Source organism: Neoakkermansia glycaniphila (assembly GCF_900097105.1).
GTDB lineage: Bacteria > Verrucomicrobiota > Verrucomicrobiia > Verrucomicrobiales > Akkermansiaceae > Akkermansia > Akkermansia glycaniphila.
In genome coordinates this window covers 2451295-2474784 of record NZ_LT629973.1, presented here as the reverse complement: position 1 = coordinate 2474784, position 23490 = coordinate 2451295, and the positions used below count along the sequence as shown (strand labels likewise).

Annotated in this window: 20 protein-coding genes; 14 read left to right on the top strand and 6 right to left on the bottom strand. The window is 59.4% G+C overall.

Features of this window, described 5'->3' with window-relative positions; genetic code table 11:
• Nucleotides 1-76 precede the first annotated feature (76 nt).
• The gene (locus PYTT_RS10380) at nucleotides 77-2773 is read right to left on the bottom strand and encodes a glycosyl hydrolase 115 family protein (protein WP_223196369.1); all 2697 of its coding nucleotides are present in this window, start codon (nucleotides 2771-2773) and stop codon (nucleotides 77-79) included.
• 353 nt (nucleotides 2774-3126) lie between these two features.
• Between PYTT_RS10380 and PYTT_RS10375 the strand changes: the two genes are divergently transcribed.
• The 14 genes from PYTT_RS10375 to PYTT_RS10310 all read left to right on the top strand — a co-directional run bounded on the left by PYTT_RS10375 (nucleotide 3127) and on the right by PYTT_RS10310 (nucleotide 16750).
• A complete protein-coding gene (locus PYTT_RS10375) occupies nucleotides 3127-3756 on the top strand; it encodes an MBL fold metallo-hydrolase (RefSeq protein ID WP_067775314.1) in 630 nt (209 codons plus the stop codon).
• A gap of 81 nt (nucleotides 3757-3837) precedes the next feature.
• Nucleotides 3838-5037: a DEAD/DEAH box helicase gene (locus PYTT_RS10370; protein ID WP_067775317.1), complete on the top strand. Its 1200-nt coding sequence runs from the start codon at nucleotides 3838-3840 to the stop codon at nucleotides 5035-5037.
• A gap of 17 nt (nucleotides 5038-5054) precedes the next feature.
• Entirely contained in the window at nucleotides 5055-5561 is a 507-nt protein-coding gene (gene ruvC, locus PYTT_RS10365) for a crossover junction endodeoxyribonuclease RuvC (protein WP_067775320.1), read from the top strand.
• Between the two features lie 203 nt (nucleotides 5562-5764).
• A complete protein-coding gene (gene rpsM / locus PYTT_RS10360) occupies nucleotides 5765-6139 on the top strand; it encodes a 30S ribosomal protein S13 (protein ID WP_067775322.1) in 375 nt (124 codons plus the stop codon).
• Between the two features lie 24 nt (nucleotides 6140-6163).
• Entirely contained in the window at nucleotides 6164-6700 is a 537-nt protein-coding gene (gene rpsK / locus PYTT_RS10355; RefSeq protein WP_083076664.1) for a 30S ribosomal protein S11, read from the top strand.
• A gap of 32 nt (nucleotides 6701-6732) precedes the next feature.
• Complete coding sequence (rpsD, locus tag PYTT_RS10350) at nucleotides 6733-7344, top strand: 30S ribosomal protein S4 (RefSeq protein ID WP_067775329.1); 612 nt, start codon at nucleotides 6733-6735, stop codon at nucleotides 7342-7344.
• A gap of 191 nt (nucleotides 7345-7535) precedes the next feature.
• The gene (locus tag PYTT_RS10345) at nucleotides 7536-7850 is read left to right on the top strand and encodes a hypothetical protein (RefSeq protein ID WP_067775331.1); all 315 of its coding nucleotides are present in this window, start codon (nucleotides 7536-7538) and stop codon (nucleotides 7848-7850) included.
• A 129-nt stretch (nucleotides 7851-7979) separates the two neighbouring features.
• Nucleotides 7980-9020 carry a tRNA epoxyqueuosine(34) reductase QueG gene (gene queG, locus PYTT_RS10340; RefSeq protein ID WP_141675790.1) on the top strand — a complete coding sequence of 347 codons (1041 nt, stop codon included), beginning with the start codon at nucleotides 7980-7982 and terminating at the stop codon, nucleotides 9018-9020.
• Nucleotides 9017-9520, top strand: coding sequence for a prolyl-tRNA synthetase associated domain-containing protein (locus PYTT_RS10335; RefSeq protein ID WP_067775336.1), 504 nt, complete (start codon nucleotides 9017-9019; stop codon nucleotides 9518-9520). Before queG ends, PYTT_RS10335 begins: the two co-directional genes overlap by 4 nt.
• 72 nt (nucleotides 9521-9592) lie before the next feature.
• Nucleotides 9593-10924 (top strand): ABC transporter permease, encoded by a 1332-nt coding sequence (locus PYTT_RS10330; protein ID WP_067775339.1) that lies wholly within the window; start codon nucleotides 9593-9595, stop codon nucleotides 10922-10924.
• 2 nt (nucleotides 10925-10926) lie between these two features.
• Entirely contained in the window at nucleotides 10927-12528 is a 1602-nt protein-coding gene (locus PYTT_RS10325; RefSeq protein WP_067775341.1) for an ABC transporter permease subunit, read from the top strand.
• The gene (locus PYTT_RS10320; RefSeq protein WP_067775349.1) at nucleotides 12525-14723 is read left to right on the top strand and encodes an extracellular solute-binding protein; all 2199 of its coding nucleotides are present in this window, start codon (nucleotides 12525-12527) and stop codon (nucleotides 14721-14723) included. The genes PYTT_RS10325 and PYTT_RS10320 overlap by 4 nt, the downstream gene beginning before the upstream one ends.
• A 6-nt stretch (nucleotides 14724-14729) precedes the next feature.
• Nucleotides 14730-15704 (top strand): ABC transporter ATP-binding protein, encoded by a 975-nt coding sequence (locus PYTT_RS10315; protein WP_067775356.1) that lies wholly within the window; start codon nucleotides 14730-14732, stop codon nucleotides 15702-15704.
• 20 nt (nucleotides 15705-15724) lie between these two features.
• Nucleotides 15725-16750: an ABC transporter ATP-binding protein gene (locus PYTT_RS10310; protein WP_067775416.1), complete on the top strand. Its 1026-nt coding sequence runs from the start codon at nucleotides 15725-15727 to the stop codon at nucleotides 16748-16750.
• A gap of 27 nt (nucleotides 16751-16777) precedes the next feature.
• Here the strand turns inward: PYTT_RS10310 and PYTT_RS10305 are convergent, their stop codons facing one another.
• The 5 genes from PYTT_RS10305 to PYTT_RS10285 all read right to left on the bottom strand — a co-directional run bounded on the left by PYTT_RS10305 (nucleotide 16778) and on the right by PYTT_RS10285 (nucleotide 23378).
• Nucleotides 16778-17830, bottom strand: a complete 1053-nt coding sequence (locus PYTT_RS10305) for a peptidylprolyl isomerase (protein WP_067775359.1) — start codon at nucleotides 17828-17830, stop codon at nucleotides 16778-16780.
• 105 nt (nucleotides 17831-17935) lie between these two features.
• On the bottom strand, nucleotides 17936-19228 hold the full coding sequence (locus PYTT_RS10300; protein ID WP_083076668.1) for a DNA recombination protein RmuC: 1293 nt from the start codon (nucleotides 19226-19228) through the stop codon (nucleotides 17936-17938).
• A gap of 51 nt (nucleotides 19229-19279) precedes the next feature.
• On the bottom strand, nucleotides 19280-20092 hold the full coding sequence (locus PYTT_RS10295; protein ID WP_172801814.1) for a tetratricopeptide repeat protein: 813 nt from the start codon (nucleotides 20090-20092) through the stop codon (nucleotides 19280-19282).
• Between the two features lie 305 nt (nucleotides 20093-20397).
• Nucleotides 20398-22155, bottom strand: coding sequence for an SEL1-like repeat protein (locus tag PYTT_RS10290; RefSeq protein WP_067775364.1), 1758 nt, complete (start codon nucleotides 22153-22155; stop codon nucleotides 20398-20400).
• Nucleotides 22156-22601: 446 nt separating this feature from the next.
• Entirely contained in the window at nucleotides 22602-23378 is a 777-nt protein-coding gene (locus PYTT_RS10285; protein WP_083076672.1) for a GDSL-type esterase/lipase family protein, read from the bottom strand.
• Between the last annotated feature and the right edge of the window lie 112 nt (nucleotides 23379-23490).

Sequence of the window (23490 nt, the reverse complement as noted above, 5' to 3'; positions counted from 1 at the left end):
TTGTCAAGAATTAACGCTATCATCTAGGCCGGAAAAATGTATTGGAAAGCATGGCCCGAAAAGCCGGAACGGCACATCATTTCCGACTGGCCGGAACAGGCACATGATAGAACGGCCTGTCCGGTTGAAAGTCCAGCATGAGCTGATCCAGCACAATCCCCATATCCAGAGCCTTCACGCTCACCGTATGGTCACCGGGCCTATCAATGACAATGGGAATGGCCCTGACGCTTTGCTGCCTCAGAACATTCCTTTCCCATTCTTCCGAATGGAATGACGTTTTGATATCGACCGTTGCAACTTCCCGGCCATCCACAAACACCCGATATCGGAGATCGCCTCCGTTCAAAGGATGGGTCGGCAAGGCGAAGAGGCGCAGCACGGCGTCTCCGCTGCTCGTTGTAGTGAAGCGGTAGACGGCTTCTCCGGGTTCTTCTCCATACATCATCACGGCATTCATGCTATGACCCAAAAGAGGCACCGGCACCACGGAACGCGATGCACCGGACTCGTATTCGCAAGCATTCCAGGCAACCACCCCGCCGGCTTCGACATGAGGCCGCTCTCCCGCCCGTTTGGCCGAAACGGCAACTTCATACGTGGCATCTCCGATTTGCAGCATGGCAACGCCCTCGGTATCGGACTGTACTTTTCCCCAGTCCGCTTCCAACACGAGCCTCTTTCCGCTCATGATCGGCAAGGGCATTTCCCGAACCGCGAGCCAGTCCGGCTTCCGCGCCACACTCCATGAAGGAGATTCACCCGTTCCCGCATACAGGGACATAACGGCTTCGTTTTTGATTGACTGCACAAGATCGACTGTGTGAGGCACCGAGGCTTTCAGCGGCTTCTCATACCCATCCAGCAAGACAATAGCACCCTGCGCACGAGAAGAAACCGATACGGGAGCAGGAAGCTGAGGCTGAGCGAACACGGGTAGCTTTCGCGGAGCCATATCCATCATACGATTCCATTTCCCGCCGGATATCTCCTCATTGTAAGTACGCGTCAGGCTGCGGATGTCTTCCAGTGCCTGACGGCTCAACCGGGCATATTCGTCGGCAGCGGGAAGATTTAATCCGGCGCAGTCATGTGCCTTCCGGGCATAGAGAAACTTCCGGTTCATCGCATCGCTCGCCAGCACGGGATACTTCACGAGCTGAAAGAAAGCATCCTTCCTATCGGCCGGAATGCGCTGTTCGATCTCACGCACCTGACCGGCCAAATCCTGCCATTCATCCAGCCGCGCCTGCACCTGATCGCCGAAATGGTTCGAGGCGAATTCGGTACCGCCCATCCTGCTCTGCTCTTCAACGCGGCTCCATCCCATGAATTCGGGCCGCCGGATGCCGGACAGTCGATAGTACTCCTTCATGGCGGCGGCGACGGGTTGGGCGCAATCCTGCCCCAGCTCTCGAGCCCAATACCGTTCCGCATGCCCGGCAATCGTCTCCGGGGTCACTGAATCAATATCCCACGCCATATCAAGCCCCAGCTCCATCAGATACTCGGCCGGCTTGATATCGCCGACATTGAAAATCCACAACCTGCGAGAACCGTAATCCCATGCCTGCCTCAACTGGTTGTACACCAGTCCGGGCTGAGTCGTGGCAAGCCAGAGGTAATCATGAGGGCTTCCCCAATAGGAAAGATGATAATAAAGCCCGGCTCCACCGCTGCGTTTTCTTTCCTCTGCATTGGAAAGGCGCGTAATATACCCGTGATTGTCATCGCACCAGACGAGCGTCACATCTTCCGGCACTGCGAGCCCGGCATTGTACACATTCAACACCTCCTTATAGGGAACAAAGGCCTGCGGCACCTTGGACATATCCTGATCGACATACTGTTTCAGAAGAGAACGCTGCACCCCGATCACCTCGTTGAGAGCGTCTTTGTATTGAGCCGTACCCTTGACGCCGAGCATGGGACCATCGTGAACCCCGCGCATGCCGATCGTATAGAAATTCTCCGACTTCCCGACGGCTTGCAGGCGTTCCGCCCAGTAGGAAAGAATATTGTCCTTATTGGTGAAGTAATTGAATGCTCCGAAGTTGGCCCTCTTCCATTCCCCTGCGTTATTGCGCATCAGTGGTTCGCAATGGGACGTACCGACGACGATACCGTATTTATCCGCCATTTCCTTATTGCCCGGCACGCAGTAGAACGGCACGGTCGTCTCATGCATCGCGGGCCAAACGGTATTGGCGCGCAAACGGAGCAGAAGCTCGAAAATCCTGCCGTACGTTTTCGGACCGATCACTCCACGCGCCGCCGGTTCGAATGTGGAACTGCTCCATGGCTGAAGCCCCCAGTCTTCATCATTCAGGAAAATGCCTCGATACGCAACCGAAGGTTTTCTGAACATCGAAAAACCGGCAGGCAAATCGAATCGCACGATCGGGCGCGGTGCTACGTCCGCCCACCATTCCCATGGAGAAACTCCCATCAGCCGCGACAATTCCAGCACACCGTACGCCGTTCCCCGAGCATCGCTGCCGATCACTGCCAGCACAGGCGCCTTATCCGCTTGGATCACCCTGATCTCGAAGGCCTCCCATTGCCCCTTCAACCGGGAATCATCCCAGCCGTACCGCTTCATGAAAGCATCGACCTCATCCGACCTGCCCAGAGTACCCACAAAAAAACCTGCATCCTGAACAGCCGCCACCGCTTCCGGCTTGCGGTGCCCCAATTTTTCCATATCACCGCCAAGAATCCCCAGCGCCGTATGGACGATGGAAGCTTCCCCGGAAGGAACAAAGCTTCTCAATGGCTTGTCAGGGACAAGAAGCGGCAAGGCTTGTTCCTGCTCACCGAATGTTACGTCTGCAAAGGAAAAAACGAGTAAACAAAAAACAAATCGAACAAAACGGTACATAAGCAACCATGAAAGGAGGAATCAAACCTTCCGAACAGTATATACGGAAAAAAACAGATTATTTTATCAACAGAAAACTCTATATCCCTTGCGACTTCTTCCATTTCACGAGCATTCCACCCAGCGTCCCCATTCTCCGTCAGCCTCTGCGCCATTGCGACTCCTGCACACGGCACGCAGGAAACATCAGGCATACGCGATTTGGACTCGCCAAGAGCGGCAAAATATCTTATAATCGATTTTGCATGGATAACATCAGGGTTTACACAGGCGGAATCGCCGCTTGCAACGGCTATCTTGTGATCACCGGAGACAACACCTACATTGCCATCGACGCCCCCCTCGGCTTCGTCGACTGGATTCTCTCCCGCAAACCCGATGCCAAAATCACCGACCTGCTCATCACCCACCAGCACTTCGACCACATTCAGGATGCGGCGAAATTCAAAAAACAGTTCGGCTGCACCATCCATGCCCACTCCCCCTACAGCCCTGAGCTCACGCTCGAAACCCTCGCGCGCAACGCATGGGACCCCGACATGCACGTCGAACCCTTCGAGGTAGACGACATCGTGGACGAAAAACGCCGCACCGCCAACTGGGGCGGCCAGCTCTGGCATATCCACTTCGTGCCGGGCCACTCCACGGACAGCAACGTCTACCACCTCGTAGACGAAGACAAACTCTTCTCCGGCGACGTCCTCTTCGCCGGATCCATCGGACGCACGGACCTTCCCGGCGGCGATGAAAAACAGCTCTTGAACGGCATCCATGCCCGCATCCTGAACCAGCCTGCCACCACCATCGTGCTTCCCGGCCACGGCCCCTACACCACCGTCAAGCATGAACGGCTCACCAACCCATTCCTCTCCTGACATCCCGTGATACCGGCCATCGGCGCTCCCTTCCCGGATCGCCGATTTTCGTTATACACACCTTCATTTAGATCAAAAATCATGTTGTTTTCCGAATTAGGACTCTCCGAACCCATCCTCCAGGCCGTATCCGACTGCGGCTATCAGACCCCCACCCCCATTCAGGAACAGGCCATCCCCATCGTCCTTGAAGGGCGCGACCTCATCGGCGCATCGCAGACGGGCACCGGCAAAACCGCCGCCTTCGCCCTCCCCCTCCTGAGCAAAATCACCCACACGGGCCAGCCCCAGATCCTCGTCCTCGAACCCACGCGCGAACTCGCCGACCAGGTCTCCGAAGCCTTCCGCGAATATGCCAAACACACCGACCTCACCGTCGCCCTCCTCTATGGCGGCGTCGGCTACGGCCAGCAAACCGAAGATCTGAAAAAGGGAGCCGACATCATCGTCGCCACCCCCGGCCGCCTCGTGGACCACTTCTACCGCGGCACCATGCGCTTCGGGCAGCTCAAATGCCTCGTCCTCGACGAAGTGGATCGCATGCTCGACATGGGCTTCCTCCCCATCGTCCGCAAAATCATCAACCTCTGCCCCTGGGAAGGCCGCCAGACACTCTTCTTCTCGGCCACCATGCCCCCAGTCATCGCCGGATTCGCCAAATGGTGCCTCACCGACCCCGTCGAAATCAGCATCGCCCGCCGCGAAGTAGCCGCGACCATCTCCCATGCCTTCTACCCCGTCGGCCTCGACCAGCGCGACGAACTCCTCCTCGCCCTCGTCAAAAGCACGGACTTCCAGTCCCTGATGATCTTCACCCGCACCCGCAAGGAAGCGGACAGCGTATGCTCCCTCCTTCAAAGGGACGGCCACGGCGACAAAGTCACCGCCATGCACTCCGACATCGGACAAAAGGAACGCATGCAGGCACTCAAAGGCTTCAAGGACGGCCAGTACAACATCCTCGTCGCCACGGACGTAGCCGCCCGCGGCATCGACATCAACGGCGTCACCCACGTCATCAACTACCGCGTACCCGAAAACGCCGAAGACTACGTCCACCGCATCGGCCGCACCGGCCGCGCCGAAGCCACCGGAGACGCCTTCACCCTCCTCACCGCCGATGAACTCGACTTTGCCAAATCCGTCGAAATCTTCATCGGCAAGGAAATCGAACGCCGCAAGCTCGACAGCTTCGACTACGCCTACACGGCCCTGCTCGACGGCGCTCCCGCACGCCCCCTCCGCAAGTCCCGGCCCGCGCCCAAAAAACGCCGCCGTTGACCGCGCCGCCGCCCCCCATGCGAGTACTCGCCATCGACCCTGCCATCCGCCACACGGGATACGCCGTCATCGAAGGCAACTCCCGCGAGGCGCGCGCGCTGGAATACGGCACACTCTCCATCCCCCAGAGCCGCAGCCAGTCCGAATGCCTGCTGCTCATCCACGAACGCATCGGCGAACTAATCGCTTCATGGCAACCCGATGAACTTGCCATCGAGCAGATCATCTACGTCCAGTCGCACCGCACCGCCATCACCATGGGATCGGCCCGCGCCGCCGTCGTCATCGCCGCCGCCGGGTGCGGATTGCGCATCATGGAATACCCGCCCACATGCGTCAAACTCGCCGTCGTCGGCAAAGGCAGCGCACAAAAACAGCAGGTCGCCTTCATGATGCGCGCCCTGCTCCACCTCACCGAAACGCCGCCCCCCGATGCGGCGGATGCCCTCGCCATCGCCTTCACCCACCTGGCCGCCACCGACCCATTGCGCGCCCATCTCTTCGACAAGAGAAAATACATCTGACCTCACCGGAAACAAGCCCCCCCCCGCCCACATATTGCGGCTCATTTATTTGGTGAATACCCAAAAACAAACCAAATAAACGCAAATATGTAATTTTCCACCGATTTGGGCTTGCAAAAAAACCGGAATATGGTACATCCTTCGTCCAGCACAAATGCCGCGCAATGTGGCATTCACCAAACAGCTAAAGCAAAGAAACCATTATGGCACGTCTTTTCGGCACAGAAATCCCTAACGAAAAGCGCATCGAAGCCGCACTGCCCTACATTTACGGCATCGGCGCTTCGACCGCTAAGAAGATCCTTGAGCAGGCCGGCATCGACCCGGACCTTCGCACGGGTCAACTCACCGACGAACAGCTCACCAAGATCGTTCAGGCCATCACGTCCAACGGCATCCTCATTGAAGGTGACCTTCGTCGTGCAAAGCAGATCGACCTCAAGCGTCTTTCCACCATCAACTGCGTCCGTGGCATCCGCCATCGCCGCGGCCTGCCCGTCCGCGGACAGCGCACCCGCACCAACGCTCGTACCCGCAAGGGCAAGAAGAAGACCGTCGGTGCCCAGAAGAAGAAGTAAGACAACCACGTAGAACATCTCATCATGGCTGAAGAAACCATCACAGAAATCACCGAAGAAGTGGTTGCCCCCGCTGAAGCTGCCGCTCCCGTGGCTGCTCCCGCCGCCGCTGAAGAAACCAAAAAGCCTGAAGCACGCCGCGACATCTTTGCCGAACTCGGCCTCGGCGATGCCGACGACAAGGTCAAAATCCTCAAGGCCAAGGGCAGCAAGAACGTCACCTCCGGTATCGTTCACATCTCCTCCACCTTCAACAACACCGTCGTCAGCGTGACCGACCTCAAGGGCAACGTCATCGGCTGGTCCTCCGCCGGCAAACTCAACTTCAAGGGCTCCCGCAAGAGCACGGCTTATGCCGGTCAGGTCGTCTGTCAGGACGCTTGCCGCCAGGCCATGGGCCACGGCCTCCGCGAAGCCGAAGTGCGCGTGAAGGGTCCGGGCTCCGGCCGCGAATCCGCCGTCCGTGCCGTCCAGGCCCTCGGCATCGAAATCACCGCCATCCGCGACGTCACCCCCATTCCCTACAATGGCTGCCGTCCTCCCAAGGCTCGCCGCGTCTAATTCATCAAACACTACATACAAGAACATTTATCATGGCTCGTTATACAGGTCCCCGCGATAAAGTCTCTCGTCGTTTCGGCGTTGAACTTTTTGGCCCCAGCAAGTCCTTTGCCCGCCGCCCCTTCCCCCCGGGTCAGCACGGCGTGCGTGCCGGACGCAAGAAGAAGTCCGACTACGGCGTGATGCTTGCCGAAAAGCAAAAGCTCCGTTTCCAATACGGCGTGCTTGAAGGCCAGTTCCGCAAATACTACGAAGAAGCATCCCGCCGCCGTGGCATCACGGGCGAAATCCTTCTTCAGCTCCTTGAACTCCGCCTCGACAACGTCGTGTACCGCCTCGGCTTCGCCAACACGCGTTCCGCCGCCCGCCAGCTCGTCTCGCACGGCCACGTCACCGTCAACGGCCGCAAGGTCAACGTCGCATCCTTCAGCTGCTCCCCCGGCGATGTCATCGCCGTCGCTTCGAAGGCCGCTTCCCAGACCCTCGTCACCCGTTATGCGGACCTCACGCAAACCGTCGTCGTCCCCGACTGGATGGAATGCGACAAGGACAAGTTCACCGGCAAAATCTCCCGCGTACCCACGAAGGAAGAAATCGCCCCCATCGTGAACGAACAGCTCATCGTGGAACTCTACTCCCGCTAAACGCAGGAAAAACTTCACACAAGCTTTTTCAACCTGCCGCCGCTTTCGCAAGAAAGCGGCGGTTTTGTTCATGGAGTACCGCGCGCTTCCGCATACCATTCCGGGAGCTCCGTCCCCCATGAGCGAAAGAACGTGAAAAAGTAACTTGACATGTGCAGGCAAACACTTATACTTGCAGAGTCAAACACGCCATGAAAGCACGTCTCATTTCCACATGTTCCGCACTCGCGCTGCTCCTCTCCGCAGCCTCCGCAGCACCGAACGTCTCTCCGGCCGATCTGTCCGTAGATACGCTCAAGCGCACCGCCACACCCAAGCAGCAGGCAAGCATCGACGAATATGCCAAAGCAAAGGAACGCGCCGAACAGGAACGCCTGAAATCCATCCAGCAGGCCAAGGAAATCACCGAAAAGAACAACATCGGCCAGAAAAAGCGCATTCAGGAACGCCAATTGAACGTCATGCTCCCCGCATGCGAACGCGAATCCTCCATTCCCAAGCGCTAACCGTTCCGACCAACCATTTTCCAAACGCCGCACCCTGCAAGGTGCGGCGTTTTTTCGATATCCCCGAATACACACGGCACAGACCCTATTTGCTGTGTACATTCCGCCCCTCTGCGCTATAATCGCCCCGTGCCTCCGCCCGCAGACCATCCCGCCCGACAGGCGCTCGACATGGCCGCCCGGCAGCTCGGATTCTCCGATTGCAGGGTAGCGCACGCCGTACCCACGCCCTACGGCCATACCCTGCAGCAATGGCTCCGCAACGGCTGCCATGCCTCCATGGAATGGATGGAGCGGCAGGAAGAAAAACGCCTTGATCCCACCCTCGTCCTCCCGGATGTACGGAGCATCGCCATCCTCTCCTATCCCTACACGCCGCATAACCTCCGAACCGCTCGCGGACGCATCGCCCGCTACGCCCACGGCCACGACTACCACAAACTGCTCGAAAGCAAACTGGCCGACCTCGACGAAACCCTCCGATTCTACGGAGGCAGCCAGCGGTACTACACCGACTCCGGCCCCGTCAACGAACGCGACTACGCCACCCTCTCCGGCATGGGATGGATCGGCAGGCACCGGCAAATCATCCACCCGCAGGGCGGCTCCTGCATCTTCCTCGCCACCATCCTCACCACGCTGGAACTCCCGGCGGATACCCCCTGCTCTCCTCGCTGCGGCTCCTGCCGCCGCTGCATTGATGCATGCCCCGGAGGCGCTCTCGACGGCCACTCCGTGGATGCCCGCCGCTGCATCTCCTACTGGACAATCGAACACAAAGGCAGCATCCCCGAAGAATGGAGATCCCTCCTCGGCGACCGCCTCTACGGCTGCGATACCTGCCTCGAAGCCTGCCCGTGGAACCGCTTCGCTCGGGAAACGCACGACACACGCCTCCTGCTCCCCCGGCACCTCCGCACCCTCCAGCCGCGCGACATCCTCACGCTGGATGACCAAACCTTCACCGAACACTTCCGCCACTCCCCCATCCGCCGCATCAAAAGGGAAGGTCTCCTGCGCAACGCCTGCTGCGTCCTCGGCAACATCGGCACCGCGGACGACCTCCCCGCACTCGAACAGGCCCTGCACGATACCCCGCTCATCGCCGAACACGCCGAGTGGGCCATCCGCCGCATCCACGATAGAACAGCCTCCTCTTCCGAACCATGAACGAAACCGCACGCCTAACCGTCTACCGCACACTTGAAGAACTGGGAATCTCCTACACCATCGCCGAGCACGCGCCCATGCACACCGTCGAAGACATGATGAACGCTACTCTCGGCACACAGGGCACCATCGCCAAAAACCTCTTCCTCCGCGATGCCAAAGGCCGCAGGCACTTCCTCATCGTCGTCCGCTGGGATAAAAACGTCGACATCAAAACGCTGCGCACCGTCATCGGCTCCACCGCCCTCTCCTTCGGCTCGGAAGAACGCCTCATGACCCACCTCGGCATCCGCCCCGGCTCGGTCTCCCCCTTCTGCATCCTCAACAACACGGAAAAAAATGTCGAAGTCTTCTTCGACCGCGACCTGGCCGCCTGCCCGCTCGTCGGCGTCCACCCCAACGACAACACCGCCACCGTCTTCCTCACCTTCGCCGACCTCGAACGCACCGTCCGCCACCACGGCAACCCGGCCACCCTCATCGGCATCCCGGAAGCCTGAGGCACTTCATCCGGCGCGCCTTCATTTCTTCCTTGCCATCAGGAGCTTCTTCCTGTATGCTCCACGCGCCGTATGAAGACGTATATCATCAGAAGACTCCTGCTGATGCCCCTCACCCTGATTGGAGTCACCTTCCTCGTCTTCTGCGTCACCCGCTTCGTCCCCGGCGGCCCCGTCGATCAGATGATGCAGGAACAGACCATGGGCGCGCTCTCCGGCGAAAAAGCCACGGCACAGGGGGACTCCAACATCAGCGAAGAAGACCTGGAGCGGCTGGAAGAGCAATTCAACCTTCAGGAGCGCACGGGCATCGCCTACCTGCAATGGCTCGGCATCCTGCCGAAAAAAACGCTCATCTCCAAGGCCGAACTCCCCTCCGGCGGCAACGAAACCGTCCTCACCCTCAGCGACTCCGGCCGCTTCGTCCGCCTCGCCAAACCCGAAGAAGGCACCACCCCCCGCCTCCTCGAATACCAGAATGGCGACGTATCCGAACCGGCACGGGAAGGATGGATGTTCGCCCTCGAAACCCCGCGCGACCGAGCCGAACGCTGGGCCAAACGCCTGGACAAAACAGATGAAACCGCCATCGCCGACAAAGCGGCAGGCTACCGATGGCGCGCCGTCGCATGGAAAGAGGATTACGACGGCATCCTTCAGGGCTCCTTCGGAAACTCCTTCAAATACAACGAACCCGTGTGGGACATGATCGCCGAGCGCATCCCCGTCTCCCTCTACTTCGGCATCCTCAGCGCCATCATCACCTACGCCGTCAGCCTGCCACTCGGCATCATGAAAGCCATCCGGCACAAAACTTGGTTCGACAACATCACCTCCGTCCTCATCTTCCTCGGCTATGCCGTACCGGGCTTCGCCCTCGGCGCCGTCCTCGTCGTCTACTTCGGCGCGCGGCTCGAATGGTTCCCCCTCTGCGGCCTCACCTCCTCCGGGTTCGAACACATGGGCTTCTGGGCGCAGGTGCGCGACCTCGCCCATCACACTGTCCTCCCCCTAGTCTGCTACGTCATCTCCACCTTTGCCGTCACCACCATGATGATGAAAAACAACCTCATGGAAAACCTCTCCTCGGACTACATCCGCACCGCCATGGCCAAAGGCGTCACCTTCCGGCAGGCCGTCTACGGGCATGCCTTCCGCAACTCCTTCATCCCCCTAGCCACCACCCTCGGCACCCTCGTCAGCACCATCATCGCGGGATCCATGCTCATCGAACGAGTCTTCGACATCCAGGGCTTCGGCATGCTCAGCTACCAGGCACTCATGGACAAAGACTACTCGCTCATCATGGCAAGCCTCCTCCTCACCTCCTTCTTCATGATGCTGGGCAACCTTCTGGCGGACATCGTCGTCGCCTGCGTCGACCCCCGCGTCAAATTCGACTGAACATGATCCGCAAACTCGCCTACCTCCTGCTCGCATGCGCCCTGCTCTCCGGCATCGGCGAAGCCTGCGGCCTGCTCCTCCCCACCCTGAGCTGGCCCTTCACCGCAGCACGCGAAATGGAGTTCCTCCACACGGCAGGCTTCAGCGACTCCTGGATCACGCCCGACGGCAAATTCCTCTGGTTCGGCTGGCTCTGCACCGCCGCCGCCCTCGCCCTCTCCATCTGGCTCCTCCGCCAGCCGCCGGGCCGCTTCCGCCTCACCCCCATCAACGCCCGGCGCATCGCCCGCTTCAAAAGCATCCGCCGGGGGTATGCCGCCTTCCTCGTCTTCCTTGGCCTCGTCTTCGTCGCATGCCTCGACCAGGCACTCGTCGGCAAACGCGCCCTCCTCGTCATCTATGAAGGCCGGTGGTACGCGCCCGCCTTCACTCGCTCCGTCATCCCCGGAGAAACCTTCGGCCTCACCGGCGATGCCGCCAAAGCCGAACCGGACTACCGCCGCCTCAAAACCGAAGAAGGCCACCCCGGCAAACCCTCCCTCGTCCTCCTCCCCCTCATCCCTTACGACCCCTCGGGCGATGCCGCCGCAGAACCCGTAGTCACCCTCGAACGCCGCAGCGACGGCCTCTGCTACGCCCCCGGCGAACAACGCCCCTACAACGGGCAGGCCTCCCGCCTGTATGAAGAAGGCACGGGCCGTCAGCACATGCGCCTCCGCTTCCGGCAGGGCCTGCCCGACGGCCCCGCGCAAGGCTGGCTTCCGGACGGCACGCAGGTACTCTCCGCCCACTACGCCAGGGGAATGCAGGACAAAGCCAAATACACCGGCCCCGGCACCCTTGGCGACTTCCTGACACGCACGCCGGAACACTCCTTCCACATCATCCACCACCACCCCTCGCCGCCACTCGCCGGAGGGCACCTTCTCGGCACCAACTCGCAGGGATCCGACATCCTCGCCTACCTCTACGGCGGCTTGCAGGTCAACCTCAAGGCGGCCTTCTTCTACCTCCCTTGCGTCTACCTCATCGGCATCTCCATGGGCATGCTCATGGGCTACTTCGGCGGCAAATACGACCTGGCCATGCAGCGCCTCATCGAAATCCTCTCGCAGGTGCCCTTCCTCTTCGTCGTCATGATCATCTCGGACCTCGTGCCGCTCCGGTTCAAGGGCCTCTTCCTCATCCTCGCCCTCCTCAGCATGTTCGGCTGGATGCAAATGACCTACCTCCTCCGAACCTCCACGATGAAGGAAAAAGCGCGCGACTACGTCTCCGCCGCCCGCGTCATGGGAGCATCCACCCCTCGCATCCTCTTCGTCCACATCCTGCCGAACCTCATCGCCATCCTCGTCACCCTCATCCCCTTCAGCGTCTCCGGCCTCATCCTCGCCCTCGCCTCGCTGGACTACCTCGGCTTCGGCCTGCCGGACACCTACGCAAGCTGGGGCCGCCTCCTCAACGACGGCCTCGCCAACCTCTCCAAACCGTGGATCGTCTCCTCCGCCTTCTCCGCCCTCGTCTTCGTCCTGCTCCTCGTCACCTTCATGGGGGAAGCCGTCCGCGAAGCCTTCGACCCGAAAAAATTCACCACCTATAAATGAAACACGGCTTCCTCAGCTTCTGCACCCTGCTCTTCCTCCTCATCTGCCTCAACGGATGCGGCGACTCGGCTCGCGCACGCGGCGTCGCCTGGCAGCCCGAACCGGAAGAACAGGACATGCCCCTCGGCTTCCCCGGCAAAAACACGCCCGACTATGCGAAAAAATGGCGCATGCCCCCCGGCTTCGCCCCCACGGACAAATCCCCCGGCTTCATCGCCTCGTGGAACGCCCGCTGCCGCTCGTGGCTCGAAAACGCCATCAAACAGCAAGAAGAAACCGTCGCATCCCTCGAACGCCTCAAGGAACAGGCACAGAATCCGGCCGAAAAACGCCATCACGAAACCACCCTCAAAACAGCCCGCAACCAGCTTGCCGCCTACCGCACCCGCCTCGACGGCGGCCCCTACATCCGGCTGCAACGTCCCGAAGACCTTCCGGCAGCACTCCCATGGGAAAGCAACTGGGACGAACCGGAACTGGGAGACCCCCGTGCCACCAAAGGCGGCACTCTCCGCCTGCCCATCACCCGCTCCTTCCCGGACACATTCCGCCCCTTCGGCCCGAACAGCAACAACGGATTCCGCCGCTACCTCTACGACGACATCGCCATGGACCTCGTCACCATTCACCCCGGCACCGGAGCCATCATCCCCGGACTGGCGGACAAATGGGCCGTCTCGGACGACGGACGAACCGTCTACTACCACATCGACGACAAAGCCACCTTCACCGACGGCACCCCCATCACGACGCGCGACTTCCTCACCGCCATCTACATCCGCACCTCCCCCTACGCCAAAGCCTCCTACTACCAGAACTACTACCTCGAAAACATCGCCGGCATCACCCTCTACGGCCCGCGCACCTTCTCCGTCACCCTCCCGGCCCGTGCGCCCATGCCCGTCTACAAAGCCGCACTCACCTGCGACCCCACCCACTTCTACAGCGAATTCGGCGCGGACTACGCCGAACGCTACCAGTGGCGCACACCGCCCGGAACCGGGGGCTACGCCGTCTCTCCGGACAACGTCATCCGCGGCACGCAAATCGGCCTGCGACGCATCCCCGACTGGTGGGCCAAAAACCGCAAATACGCGCGCTACTCCTGCAACGTCGACGACATCCTCTACCTCTTCTATGCCGACCCGGCCAAAGTCCGCGAACTCTTCCGTATCGGCGAACTCGACGTCCTCTCCCTCCGGGAACCGGAACACTGGTACGAAGGCATGGAAATTCCAGAAGTCCACCACGGCTACATCCGCCGCGCCGAATTCCACAACATCTGGCCACGCTCCCCCTTCGGCTTCTTCCTCAACACCTCACGCCCCCCCTTCAACGACAAAAACATCCGGCTGGGACTGCATCATGCCATGAACATCGACGGCATCATCGACACCGTCTTCCGGGGAGACTACCGCCGCCTCCACTCCTACGCCACCGGATTCGGCAAATACACCAACCCCTCCATCCGCGCCCGCGAATACTCCCCGGAAAAAGCCCGCGAATACTTCGCCATGGCAGGCTACACGCGGACAGACCGCGAAGGCTACCTCTGCACTCCCGGAGGAAAACGCCTCACCGTCGAAATCTCCTACGCCAACGAACCCCTCTACAACATCTTCATGAGCAAACTCCGGGAAGACGCCGCGCGATGCGGCGTCGAAATCCTGCCGGACTCGCTCGACACCATGGTCTTCTTCCGCAAAGTCATGGACAAACGCCATCAGGCCGCCGTCTGGTCCTGGGGCTTCACTCCGCCCATCCCCCGCCTCCATCAGGGATTCCACTCCAGCTTCGCCTACGACAGCAAAGGAAACGTCGCCACCACGACCAACAACATCACCGCCTACGCCGACGACGACCTTGACGAAGCCCTCATCGACGAACGCGACGCCACCACCGAACAGGAAGCCGTCGCCGCCTCGCACCGCGCCCAGCAGCTCATCCACGACTCCGCCACATGGATACCCGGCTGGACGACCGACTTCTGGCGGCTCGCCTATTGGCGCTGGATCCAATGGCCCCGCAGCGAAACCACCAACTTCGCCCCGCCCCGCTACTACGACCCGCTCGACAGCCACCTCTACTGGATCGACGAAAACGAAAAAGCCGCCACCATCCGCGCCCGGCACAACGGCGAAACCTACCCTGAAAAACAGGAAAACATCCCCCTGCCTCCCGGCCAGACACCTTAACCAGCCATGAGCGACAACCTCCTTGAAGTCCGCAACCTCGTCACCGCCTTCGACACCGACGGCGGACAGCTCCGCGCCGTCGACGACATCAGCTTCACCGTACCCCGCGGCTCCTGCGTCGGCATCGTCGGAGAATCCGGCTGCGGCAAAAGCGTCACCGCCATGTCCATCATCCGGCTTCTCCCGCAGCCCATGGGCAAAATCCTCGGCGGCAGCGTCCTCCTCAATGGAAAAGACCTCGTCACCGCCAGCCTTGAAGACATGTACCGCATCCGGGGCGGAGAAATCGGCACCATCTTTCAGGAACCCATGACCGCCCTCAACCCCGTCCACACCATCGGACGGCAAATCGCGGAATCCCTCGCCATCCACAAAGGCATGTCGCCTGCCGAAGGCCGAAATGCCGCCATCGAACTCCTCCGACGCGTCCGCATCCCCGCCCCCGAACAACGCGTCGACGAATATCCGCACCAGCTCTCCGGCGGCATGCGCCAGCGCGTCGTCATCGCCATCGCTCTCGCCTGCACCCCCTCCCTCATCATCGCGGACGAACCCACCACCGCCCTCGACGTCACCGTACAGGCGCAAATCCTCGACCTCCTCCGCGAACTCCGGGAAGAAACACACGCCTCCTCCATCCTTATCACGCACGACCTCGGAGTCATCGCCCAGCACTGCGACTCCGTCGTCGTCATGTACGCCGGGCGCATCGTCGAAACCGCCCCCGTCCGCGAACTCTTCACCCACCCCACACACGCCTACACCCGGGGACTCCTCGCCTCCATGCCGCGCCTCGACACCCCGCGCAAAACGCACCTTCCCACCATCCTCGGCCAGGTGGCGGGCATCGGGGAATTCGCAGCAGGCTGCCGCTTCTGCCAGCGCATGGGCCGCCCGGCAGACGAACTGCTCGAAAGGCCGCCCATGAAGGAAATCTCACCGGGCCACCTCGTCGAAGCATGCCCCGTCTGCTGCCCGTAACACCCTCACCGCACACCGCCATGGAAACACCGCTCCTCGACGTCCAGCACCTTAAAACATATTTCCCTGTCCGCAAAGGCATCCTCATGCGCCGAGCCGGATGGGTCAAAGCCGTGGACGACGTCTCCCTCACCATCCGCGAAGGAGAAACCCTCGGCCTCGTCGGTGAATCCGGCTGCGGCAAATCCACCATCGGCAAAACCATCGTCCGCCTCCTCAAACCCACCGCAGGCCGCATCCTCTTTCAGGGAACCGACATCTCAAACCTCTCCGAACACCGCCTCCGTCCCCTCCGGCCCGGCATCCAAATGGTCTTCCAGGACCCCGCCGACTCCCTCAACCAGCGCATGTCCGTCGGCCAAATCGTCGCCGAACCCTACCTCATCCACCGCATCGGCACCCCTGCAGAACGCCGCGACCGTGTCCGCGCCCTCCTCGACCGCGTCGGCCTCCCGCCGAACGCCATCGACCGCTTCCCCTTCGAATTCTCCGGCGGCCAGCGCCAGCGCATCGGCATCGCCCGCGCCCTCGCACTCAACCCGAAACTCCTCATCCTCGACGAACCCGTCTCCGCGCTCGACGTCTCCGTCCAATCGCAAGTCCTCAACCTCCTCCTCGACCTGCAGGAAGAAAGAAAACTCTCCTACCTCTTCATCGCGCACGACCTCGCCGTCGTCAAACACATCTCGGACCGCGTTGCCGTCATGTACCTCGGCAAAATCGTCGAAACAGCTCCCTCTGAAGAAATCTACAAAAACCCGAAACACGCCTACACCAAGGCCCTCATCTCCGCCATCCCCGAACCGGATCCGGCGAAGAAAAACAATGCCCGGCCCCTGCCCGGCGATGTCCCTTCCCCCATCGACCCGCCCGCAGGCTCCGCCTTCGGCCATCGCATCGGCCACCCGGCCTACGAACAAAGCATCGGCATCGACCTCACGCCCGTCGAAATCGCCATGAGCCACTTCGTCGCGCCCGATCCCTGCGCTCTCGAAGCAGACGACCTCTTGCAGGCTCAACAGGCTGCAAACCGCCGGACATCCTGAACCGCCCGGCAACCGTTCAAAACGGCATCAAACGAAAGTACGAATAATCGCCTTATTGCGAAGCCGCTCCACCCACTGGCGATAACGCTCTTCACTGCGCTTGCGACGCACGGAGGCATCCACCTCTTCCTTCACCTTGCTCAGAGGAGGAGCGGGAGCCAGCGACTTATCCACCACACGCACAATCGTAAAACCACCGTGCTGCAACGTTTGGGGGTCCGGCCTGTCAACCAGCGGCCCTACAATTTCCCCAACCGGCGCACTGAACACCACGGAAGCAAACTCCGCTGCCAGCTCGCCGCGCTTGATGCGATCCCAGCGCCCCCCCTTCTCCGCCATGGAATCCGATGAATACTCCTTGGCTGCGTCGGCAAATGAAATCTCTTTATTCTTCAGCTTCTTGGCCACCTCTTCAGCCAGCAGAAACTGATCGTCCGGAGTTTTGGACGGATCATACGGAATGAACGGAATGAAAATCTTATCGTACACGATCGAATCCTGCGTCAAATCGCGGAAATCGGACTTGATCTTCTGATACTCAGCATTGATCTCATCCGGCGTAGGCGGAATATTGCGGTCGAACCGGCTGCTGCGCATCGCATTCACGATCTCCTGCTTCCTGATCGACTCGCGGAAATCCGTCAAATTCTGCCCCGCCGCCTGCAACCCCTTGAGGAAAGCATCGCGGTTACCGTTGAAACGCGTCAGAATATGGTAATTGATCGCCGTCTCGATATGGTCGTCGCGCATCATATACCCCTTCTCTTCAAACTCGCCCAGCACCAGCTCGCGCTCAATCAAATCATTCAGAATCATCTTCTTCGCATTGGCCAGCTCCGAAAAGAACTTGGGACCCTGCTTGGGATACAGCACCTGCAACTCCCGGAGAATCGGATACAGGGAAGCTCTCACTTCCGCCGTCGTAATCGGACGACCGTTCACCGAAGCTGCTATGCGATTCACCACGCGCTGGGGCTTGGGCCTGCCGGCCTCCGGCTGCTCCTGCGCCGAAACGGGCAACACACCGGACACGAACAGAAAAGCGCAAACGGGAAGTGTAACAGGGAAAAATTTCATCATGAGTTCGGGTGAACTCTACCTGTAAAACACAAAAACCACAACCCCAAACTACGTCTTCCGCCGAATCCTTCCCGGCAAACCGCCTCCGAACACCGGAATGCCACCTCAATCACCATCACCATCGGAGGGAATCTGCGGCGTGCGCACCGGCACATCCACCTGAGGCAAAGCCTTATCCTCCGCCTTCGACTTCGCCGCCACTCCCATCTGCGCCAGCTTCCGCGCACGAGGCAGCAGGCGGGACTCCGCCGTACCGATCGCATTATTGTAATGCGACACAGAACTCTTCAACGCCACACCCAATTTCCCCAGATTCTCAAGAAACGTCAGGCAACTCTCATACACCTTGCTACCCTGCTCCGAAATCGCCTTCGCCCCCAGCGCCAGCTGCTCCTGCCGCCAGCCGTAGGCCACCGCCTTCAGCAGGGCGATCAGCGTCGAAGGAGTCGCCATCACCACATTGCCCTCCAGGCACTGCTCGAACAAAGCCGGATCCGCCTCCATCGCCGCATGCAGCAGAGATTCGCCGGGCAGGAACATCACCACGAACTCCGGCGTATTGTCGAACATCGCAAAATACCTCTTATCCGCCAGTGCGCGCTGGTGCGCCCGCACCTGCTTCGCATGCTGCGCCAAATGCGCCGCCTGCTCCTCGGGACTCGCCGCCTCCATCGCCAGCAAATAGGCATCCATAGGCACCTTCGCATCGATCACGACACAACGCCCGCCCGGAAGATTCACCACCATATCGGGGCGGAACGCCCGCTCATCCTTCACCGAAACCTGCGTCTCGAAATCGCAATGCTCCACCATCCCCGCCAGCTCCACGATCCTCCGCAACTGCAGCTCGCCCCACCTCCCGCGCGCACTGCGGCTATGCAGGGCGGAACTCAACTTCGACGTCTCCCGCACCAGCTCCACGTGGCTCTGCCGCATCTGCGCCAGATTCTCGCGCAGCGAACCGAGATTCTCCTTCCTCTCCTTCTCGATCTCCGCCATCACCGCATGTACCTTCTCCAAAGACTGCCCCACCGGATCCAGCAAATGGCGAATCGCCATCTCCTTCTTCTCCAGCGAACCCTGGGCCTGCACCTGCTGCGTCTCCAGTTCGGACTTCGCCATCGTCATGAACTGCCTGCCCAAATGCTCCAGACTCTTCCGGGACAACTCCGAAAAATCCTCCGACATCCGCAGCCGCAGCATCTCGCTCAACTCCTCCACCTTCTCCGCCCGCAAACGCTCATTCTCCGCATCGCGCCGCGCATTCTCCAGATCCGCCGCTCCCCGCACCGCCCGATCCCTCTCGCGCATCCACAACAAAAAAAGCAGCAAACTCACCCCTGCCAGCACACACAGCAAAACCGTCATCACCACCTGACCGTCGGAAGACATACTCATGCGCTCATCTTACCACGAACAGCCTCCCGCACCAAGCGAGAAAACCGCATCCTACCGACCCGCATCTCCCTCACGGCCACGCATGCCGGGCCTCACGCATTTAGGCGCATCCTTCAAATCACAGAGCTGCCTCACCGCCCTCGCCCTCAACTCCGCTTCCGCCATCTCCCGCCGCATCCTCCTCCTCGCCCATACATCATGGAGGCACAATCCGAACAGACTCAGCCCCGCCGCCATCAGGCTGGAACGCAGCATCTCCCATTTGAACCTGGCATCACGCTCTTTTCTCGCCTCCTCAGACGCCTCCTGCATATACATGGAAAACGTCTCCTGAGCCGCAACCGAATCACCGTGATCGGCAGCCCGCTTGTACAAACGCTGAGCCTGACCGCTATCCTGCGGCACTCCTTTTCCCTCGCGATAACACCACGCAAGCGCCCGTTCCGCCCGGCCAAACCCTTGATCGGACGATCTCCTGAACCACTGCGCGGCTTGCACATCATCTTTCGGCACGCCGATACCCTCGGAACACGCATGGCCCATCCTGCATTGTGCGATGGGATCACCCTTCTCCGCCGCTTCCCGAATCTCCGGCACCTCCGCAGCCGCCATCTTGTAAAGCTCCTCTTCTCTGGAACCTCCCGCCATATAATCGCGATATCTCAAAACCTCCTCATCACTCAACGAACCTCCGCCGCCGGACAAACACCAATCGTCTCCGAACCATCCATACGTATCCGAACCTTCCCGGAAAGACGCATGGCGCATATAAACGGACACCCCGATTCCGGCACACAACAAAACGGCAGCACAGATAAAAGAACGGCGGCCATGGGCCAAAGGTATCGATTTCACAGGAGTCATGCACGAAAGTATAGGTAAAAACAGACACGGAATCAACCGGAATCCTCCGCGACGCAAAAATGCCGACAGCACATCCGATAAACGCCTGCCCTCGGCAGGCACACACCGGACACGCCTCCTCATGAATGAAGAACCGCCCACCCTTGGACAAGCCGTCGGACTACGGCACCGCCACGCCATTCAAACCGGCCATCGCACCCTGAAGAACCACGCTCATCCATCAGGGCAACGCCAGCTTGCTGCATCCGAACAAGGTAAACAACACACTCCCGGGCATCACGCGAATCCGCCGCCCTGCGGGCCCCTCACTCCGCCTGTTTACCTTGTTCAAACGCTTCCTGAAACATATCCCGCATGGGAGGAGCATCACCGAGAGGGGCAAGAGTGTCACTGGGAACAGGGAGCGCGCTGCTTGCCCTCTGCCGCAAGATCTCTTTTGCAGGAGCAAATCCCTGCTGTGCCGCCTTCTCTAGCCAGAAAACACCTTTCTCCTCATCCTGTGACGTTCCTTTGCCCACCATATAGCAACCGCCCAGATTATATTGCGCCTGGGCATCCCCCTGTTGAGCCGCCTTCTCCGTCCATGAAAATCCTTTCTCGACATCCTGCTGCACGCCTCTGCCTTCCAGGTACAAAACACCCATTGCTGTTTGAGCATCAGCATATCCCTGCTGTGCCGCCTTTTCATACCACGTGAAAGCCTGCCTGTCATTCTGCGGTACTCCTTTGCCCTTCTGATAAATGACGCCCAAATTACACTGAGCTGGAGCATAACCCCGCTGAGCCGCCTTTTCATACCATGCAAAAGCCTGTCTGTCATCCTGCGGCACGCCTTCGCCATCATGATATAAATTGCCAAGCTGATATTGCGCTTGAGAATTCCCCTGCTGTGCCGCCTTCTCCATCCATGCAAATCCTTTCTCGGCATCCTGCGGTGCTCCTTTGCCTTCCAGATAGCAAAAACCCAGTACCATTTGAGCCTGGGCATCCCCCTGCCGTGCAGCCTTCTCTGCCCATGCAAATGCTTTCTCGACATCCTGCGACACTCCTTTGCCTTCCAGATAGAAGAAACCCAACTTACCTTGAGCCTCGGCATTTCCCTGTTTCGCCGCCTTTTCATACCATGCAAAAGCCTGTCTGTCATCCTGCGGCACGCCTTTGCCATCACAATAGAAATTGCCAAGCAGATATTGCGCTTGAGCATATCCCTGCTGGGCCGCCTTTTCATACCATTCGAAAGCCAGCCTGTCATCCTGCGGCACTTCTTTGCCTTCCAGATAGCAAAAACCCAGTACCATTTGAGCTGCGGCATTTCCCTGCTGTGCCGCCTTCTCCAGCCATGCAAATCCTTTCTCGACATCCTGCTGCACGCCTCTGCCTTCCAGGTACAAAACACCCATTGCTATTTGAGCACCAGCATATCCCTGCTGGGCCGCTTTCTCTATCCATATAAAAGCCTGACTGTCATCCCGCGGCGTTCCTGTACCATCATAATAGCAGAGACCCAGATTATATTGCGCCTGGGCATTTCCCTGCTTCGCCGCCTTCTCCATCCATGCAAATCCTTTCTCGGCATCCTGCGGCGCTCCTTTGCCTTCCAGATAGCAAAAACCCAGTACCATTTGAGCCTGGGCATCCCCCTGCCGTGCAGCCTTCTCTGCCCATGCAAATGCTTTCTCGACATCCTGCGACACTCCTTTGCCTTCCAGATAGAAGAAACCCAGCGTACCTTGAGCCTCGGCATTTCCCTGCTCTGCCGCTTTGCGCATCCATTGCGCCGCCTGATCGAAATCCTGCACGGCACCGCCGGTACCCCGGCCATAACGCAGGCCGAGTTCACATTGCGCCAAGGCGTCACCCTGCTCCGCAGCCGCCATCACAGCGGACAAATCTTTCTGTGAATAGCCGGAGGCATCGCCGGATCCGGCCATCAATACTTCACCCCCTCCGTTCTCGGCAGCAACAAGCGCAGCCATGCCGCAACATCCCACCCCCAGGGCAAACGCAACAATCTTGCCTGCTACCCTTGCAGAATACTTTTCAAAGAAACAATAACGGTACATATATAGACATTAATTGAATGAATCATACCAGGGAATACAAAGAAGTCAAACACCCCATTCGTCCCTTTTCATCTTGAATAACGCTCCAACAACCGCATCGTCCGAAATCAGACGCTCTTTTATCAAAAAAAATCTCTTCGCCCCAATAAATGTCCGGCACATCCGGTTTATCACATCCTCTTCCGCCCCCCCAAGAGCAGCGCTCTCAATCGCAAAGCTCATTCCTCGACACAGCCTGCCATGCGAGCCCGATACGAGCCTGCATTCGGCAAACTTCGCCGCCTCCTCCGCATCATGTTGCGCTTTTCAACCCTGAGTCACCCCGCAGCACCCGGAAAAACCGCCAGCGTCGCCCGCCGGAAGGCATACTCTTGCAGCCGACTTGCCATAAAAAGGCTTCTCCACCCAGAGCGAAAACACCTTCCGTCCACAAACAGGAAGGCAACTTATTGATCGGATGAACCGGAAAGCCTCTTCAACACAGGCTCCACAGCCTCGGCCATGCGCAGAGCACCCTGCGTATTCGGATGAAGAGGGCCGCATTTTCTCCCCAGAAAATTGACCTCCCAGGGATCATAGAAAAGTTGTTCATTGACCGTATTATCAGCATTCAAAAACGATTTCTCCATATTCAAAAACGTTGCATACGGCACATCCCGCAAAAGCGCTTCGACTCTTTGATTCACGAGGCGGTCGGCAGCCCATTTGGCTGCCGGATCCTTCGCGCCAATCACATGCCAGTCCCGTATATCATTCGGCAGAATGCCAAGCACCAGAATACGCGCCGTCGGCAACTTTGCATGAACGAGTTTGACGATATCGGAAATCCCTTCCACAGTCTGCTCGACAGAACGCCCCGTTCCGGTATCATTGGTACCGATCAACAGCATCACAACCTTGGGCTGGAGCTGATCCAGCAAACCGCCCTGAATCCGCCGAATCACATCAACCGTCTTACAACCGCTCACTCCGAAATTGACAGCATGATACGGAGCATAATACTTCTTCCAAATCGGCTGAAAATCTCGCAACGGAGGTTCCGATTTCCTCAAATTGTCCGTAATCGAATCGCCCAGCATGACCAGTTGGACATCCGCTGCCGGCACACCCTGAATCACGGCTCCGCCGCCATCCGTTCCGGGATCTGCGGCCACCGCATCCATCCTGAACAGGCACAGACACGACATCATCGCCATCAGACAAACAATAAAATGATTCTTCATAAGTATAGATGAAATACGCACACCCCATCAGAAAACTTTCAACATGCCCGTTCTGGCCTCCATACTGCCCCGATCCATACTTGCCCGCCGTGGAAACATTTCTTATACTCGC

Excerpts from the sequence above, each read along its gene's own strand:
- PYTT_RS10375 (WP_067775314.1), top strand. The coding sequence starts at position 3,127 with ATGGATAACATCAGGGTTTACACAGGCGGAATCGCCGCTTGCAACGGC.
- PYTT_RS10370 (WP_067775317.1), top strand. The coding sequence starts at position 3,838 with ATGTTGTTTTCCGAATTAGGACTCTCCGAACCCATCCTCCAGGCCGTA.
- ruvC (WP_067775320.1), top strand. The coding sequence starts at position 5,055 with ATGCGAGTACTCGCCATCGACCCTGCCATCCGCCACACGGGATACGCC.
- rpsM (WP_067775322.1), top strand. The coding sequence starts at position 5,765 with ATGGCACGTCTTTTCGGCACAGAAATCCCTAACGAAAAGCGCATCGAA.
- rpsK (WP_083076664.1), top strand. The coding sequence starts at position 6,164 with ATGGCTGAAGAAACCATCACAGAAATCACCGAAGAAGTGGTTGCCCCC.
- rpsD (WP_067775329.1), top strand. The coding sequence starts at position 6,733 with ATGGCTCGTTATACAGGTCCCCGCGATAAAGTCTCTCGTCGTTTCGGC.
- PYTT_RS10345 (WP_067775331.1), top strand. The coding sequence starts at position 7,536 with ATGAAAGCACGTCTCATTTCCACATGTTCCGCACTCGCGCTGCTCCTC.
- PYTT_RS10335 (WP_067775336.1), top strand. The coding sequence starts at position 9,017 with ATGAACGAAACCGCACGCCTAACCGTCTACCGCACACTTGAAGAACTG.
- PYTT_RS10330 (WP_067775339.1), top strand. The coding sequence starts at position 9,593 with ATGAAGACGTATATCATCAGAAGACTCCTGCTGATGCCCCTCACCCTG.
- PYTT_RS10325 (WP_067775341.1), top strand. The coding sequence starts at position 10,927 with ATGATCCGCAAACTCGCCTACCTCCTGCTCGCATGCGCCCTGCTCTCC.
- PYTT_RS10320 (WP_067775349.1), top strand. The coding sequence starts at position 12,525 with ATGAAACACGGCTTCCTCAGCTTCTGCACCCTGCTCTTCCTCCTCATC.
- PYTT_RS10315 (WP_067775356.1), top strand. The coding sequence starts at position 14,730 with ATGAGCGACAACCTCCTTGAAGTCCGCAACCTCGTCACCGCCTTCGAC.
- PYTT_RS10310 (WP_067775416.1), top strand. The coding sequence starts at position 15,725 with ATGGAAACACCGCTCCTCGACGTCCAGCACCTTAAAACATATTTCCCT.
- PYTT_RS10305 (WP_067775359.1), bottom strand. The coding sequence starts at position 17,830 with ATGATGAAATTTTTCCCTGTTACACTTCCCGTTTGCGCTTTTCTGTTC.
- PYTT_RS10300 (WP_083076668.1), bottom strand. The coding sequence starts at position 19,228 with ATGAGTATGTCTTCCGACGGTCAGGTGGTGATGACGGTTTTGCTGTGT.
- PYTT_RS10295 (WP_172801814.1), bottom strand. The coding sequence starts at position 20,092 with ATGACTCCTGTGAAATCGATACCTTTGGCCCATGGCCGCCGTTCTTTT.
- PYTT_RS10290 (WP_067775364.1), bottom strand. The coding sequence starts at position 22,155 with ATGTACCGTTATTGTTTCTTTGAAAAGTATTCTGCAAGGGTAGCAGGC.
- PYTT_RS10285 (WP_083076672.1), bottom strand. The coding sequence starts at position 23,378 with ATGAAGAATCATTTTATTGTTTGTCTGATGGCGATGATGTCGTGTCTG.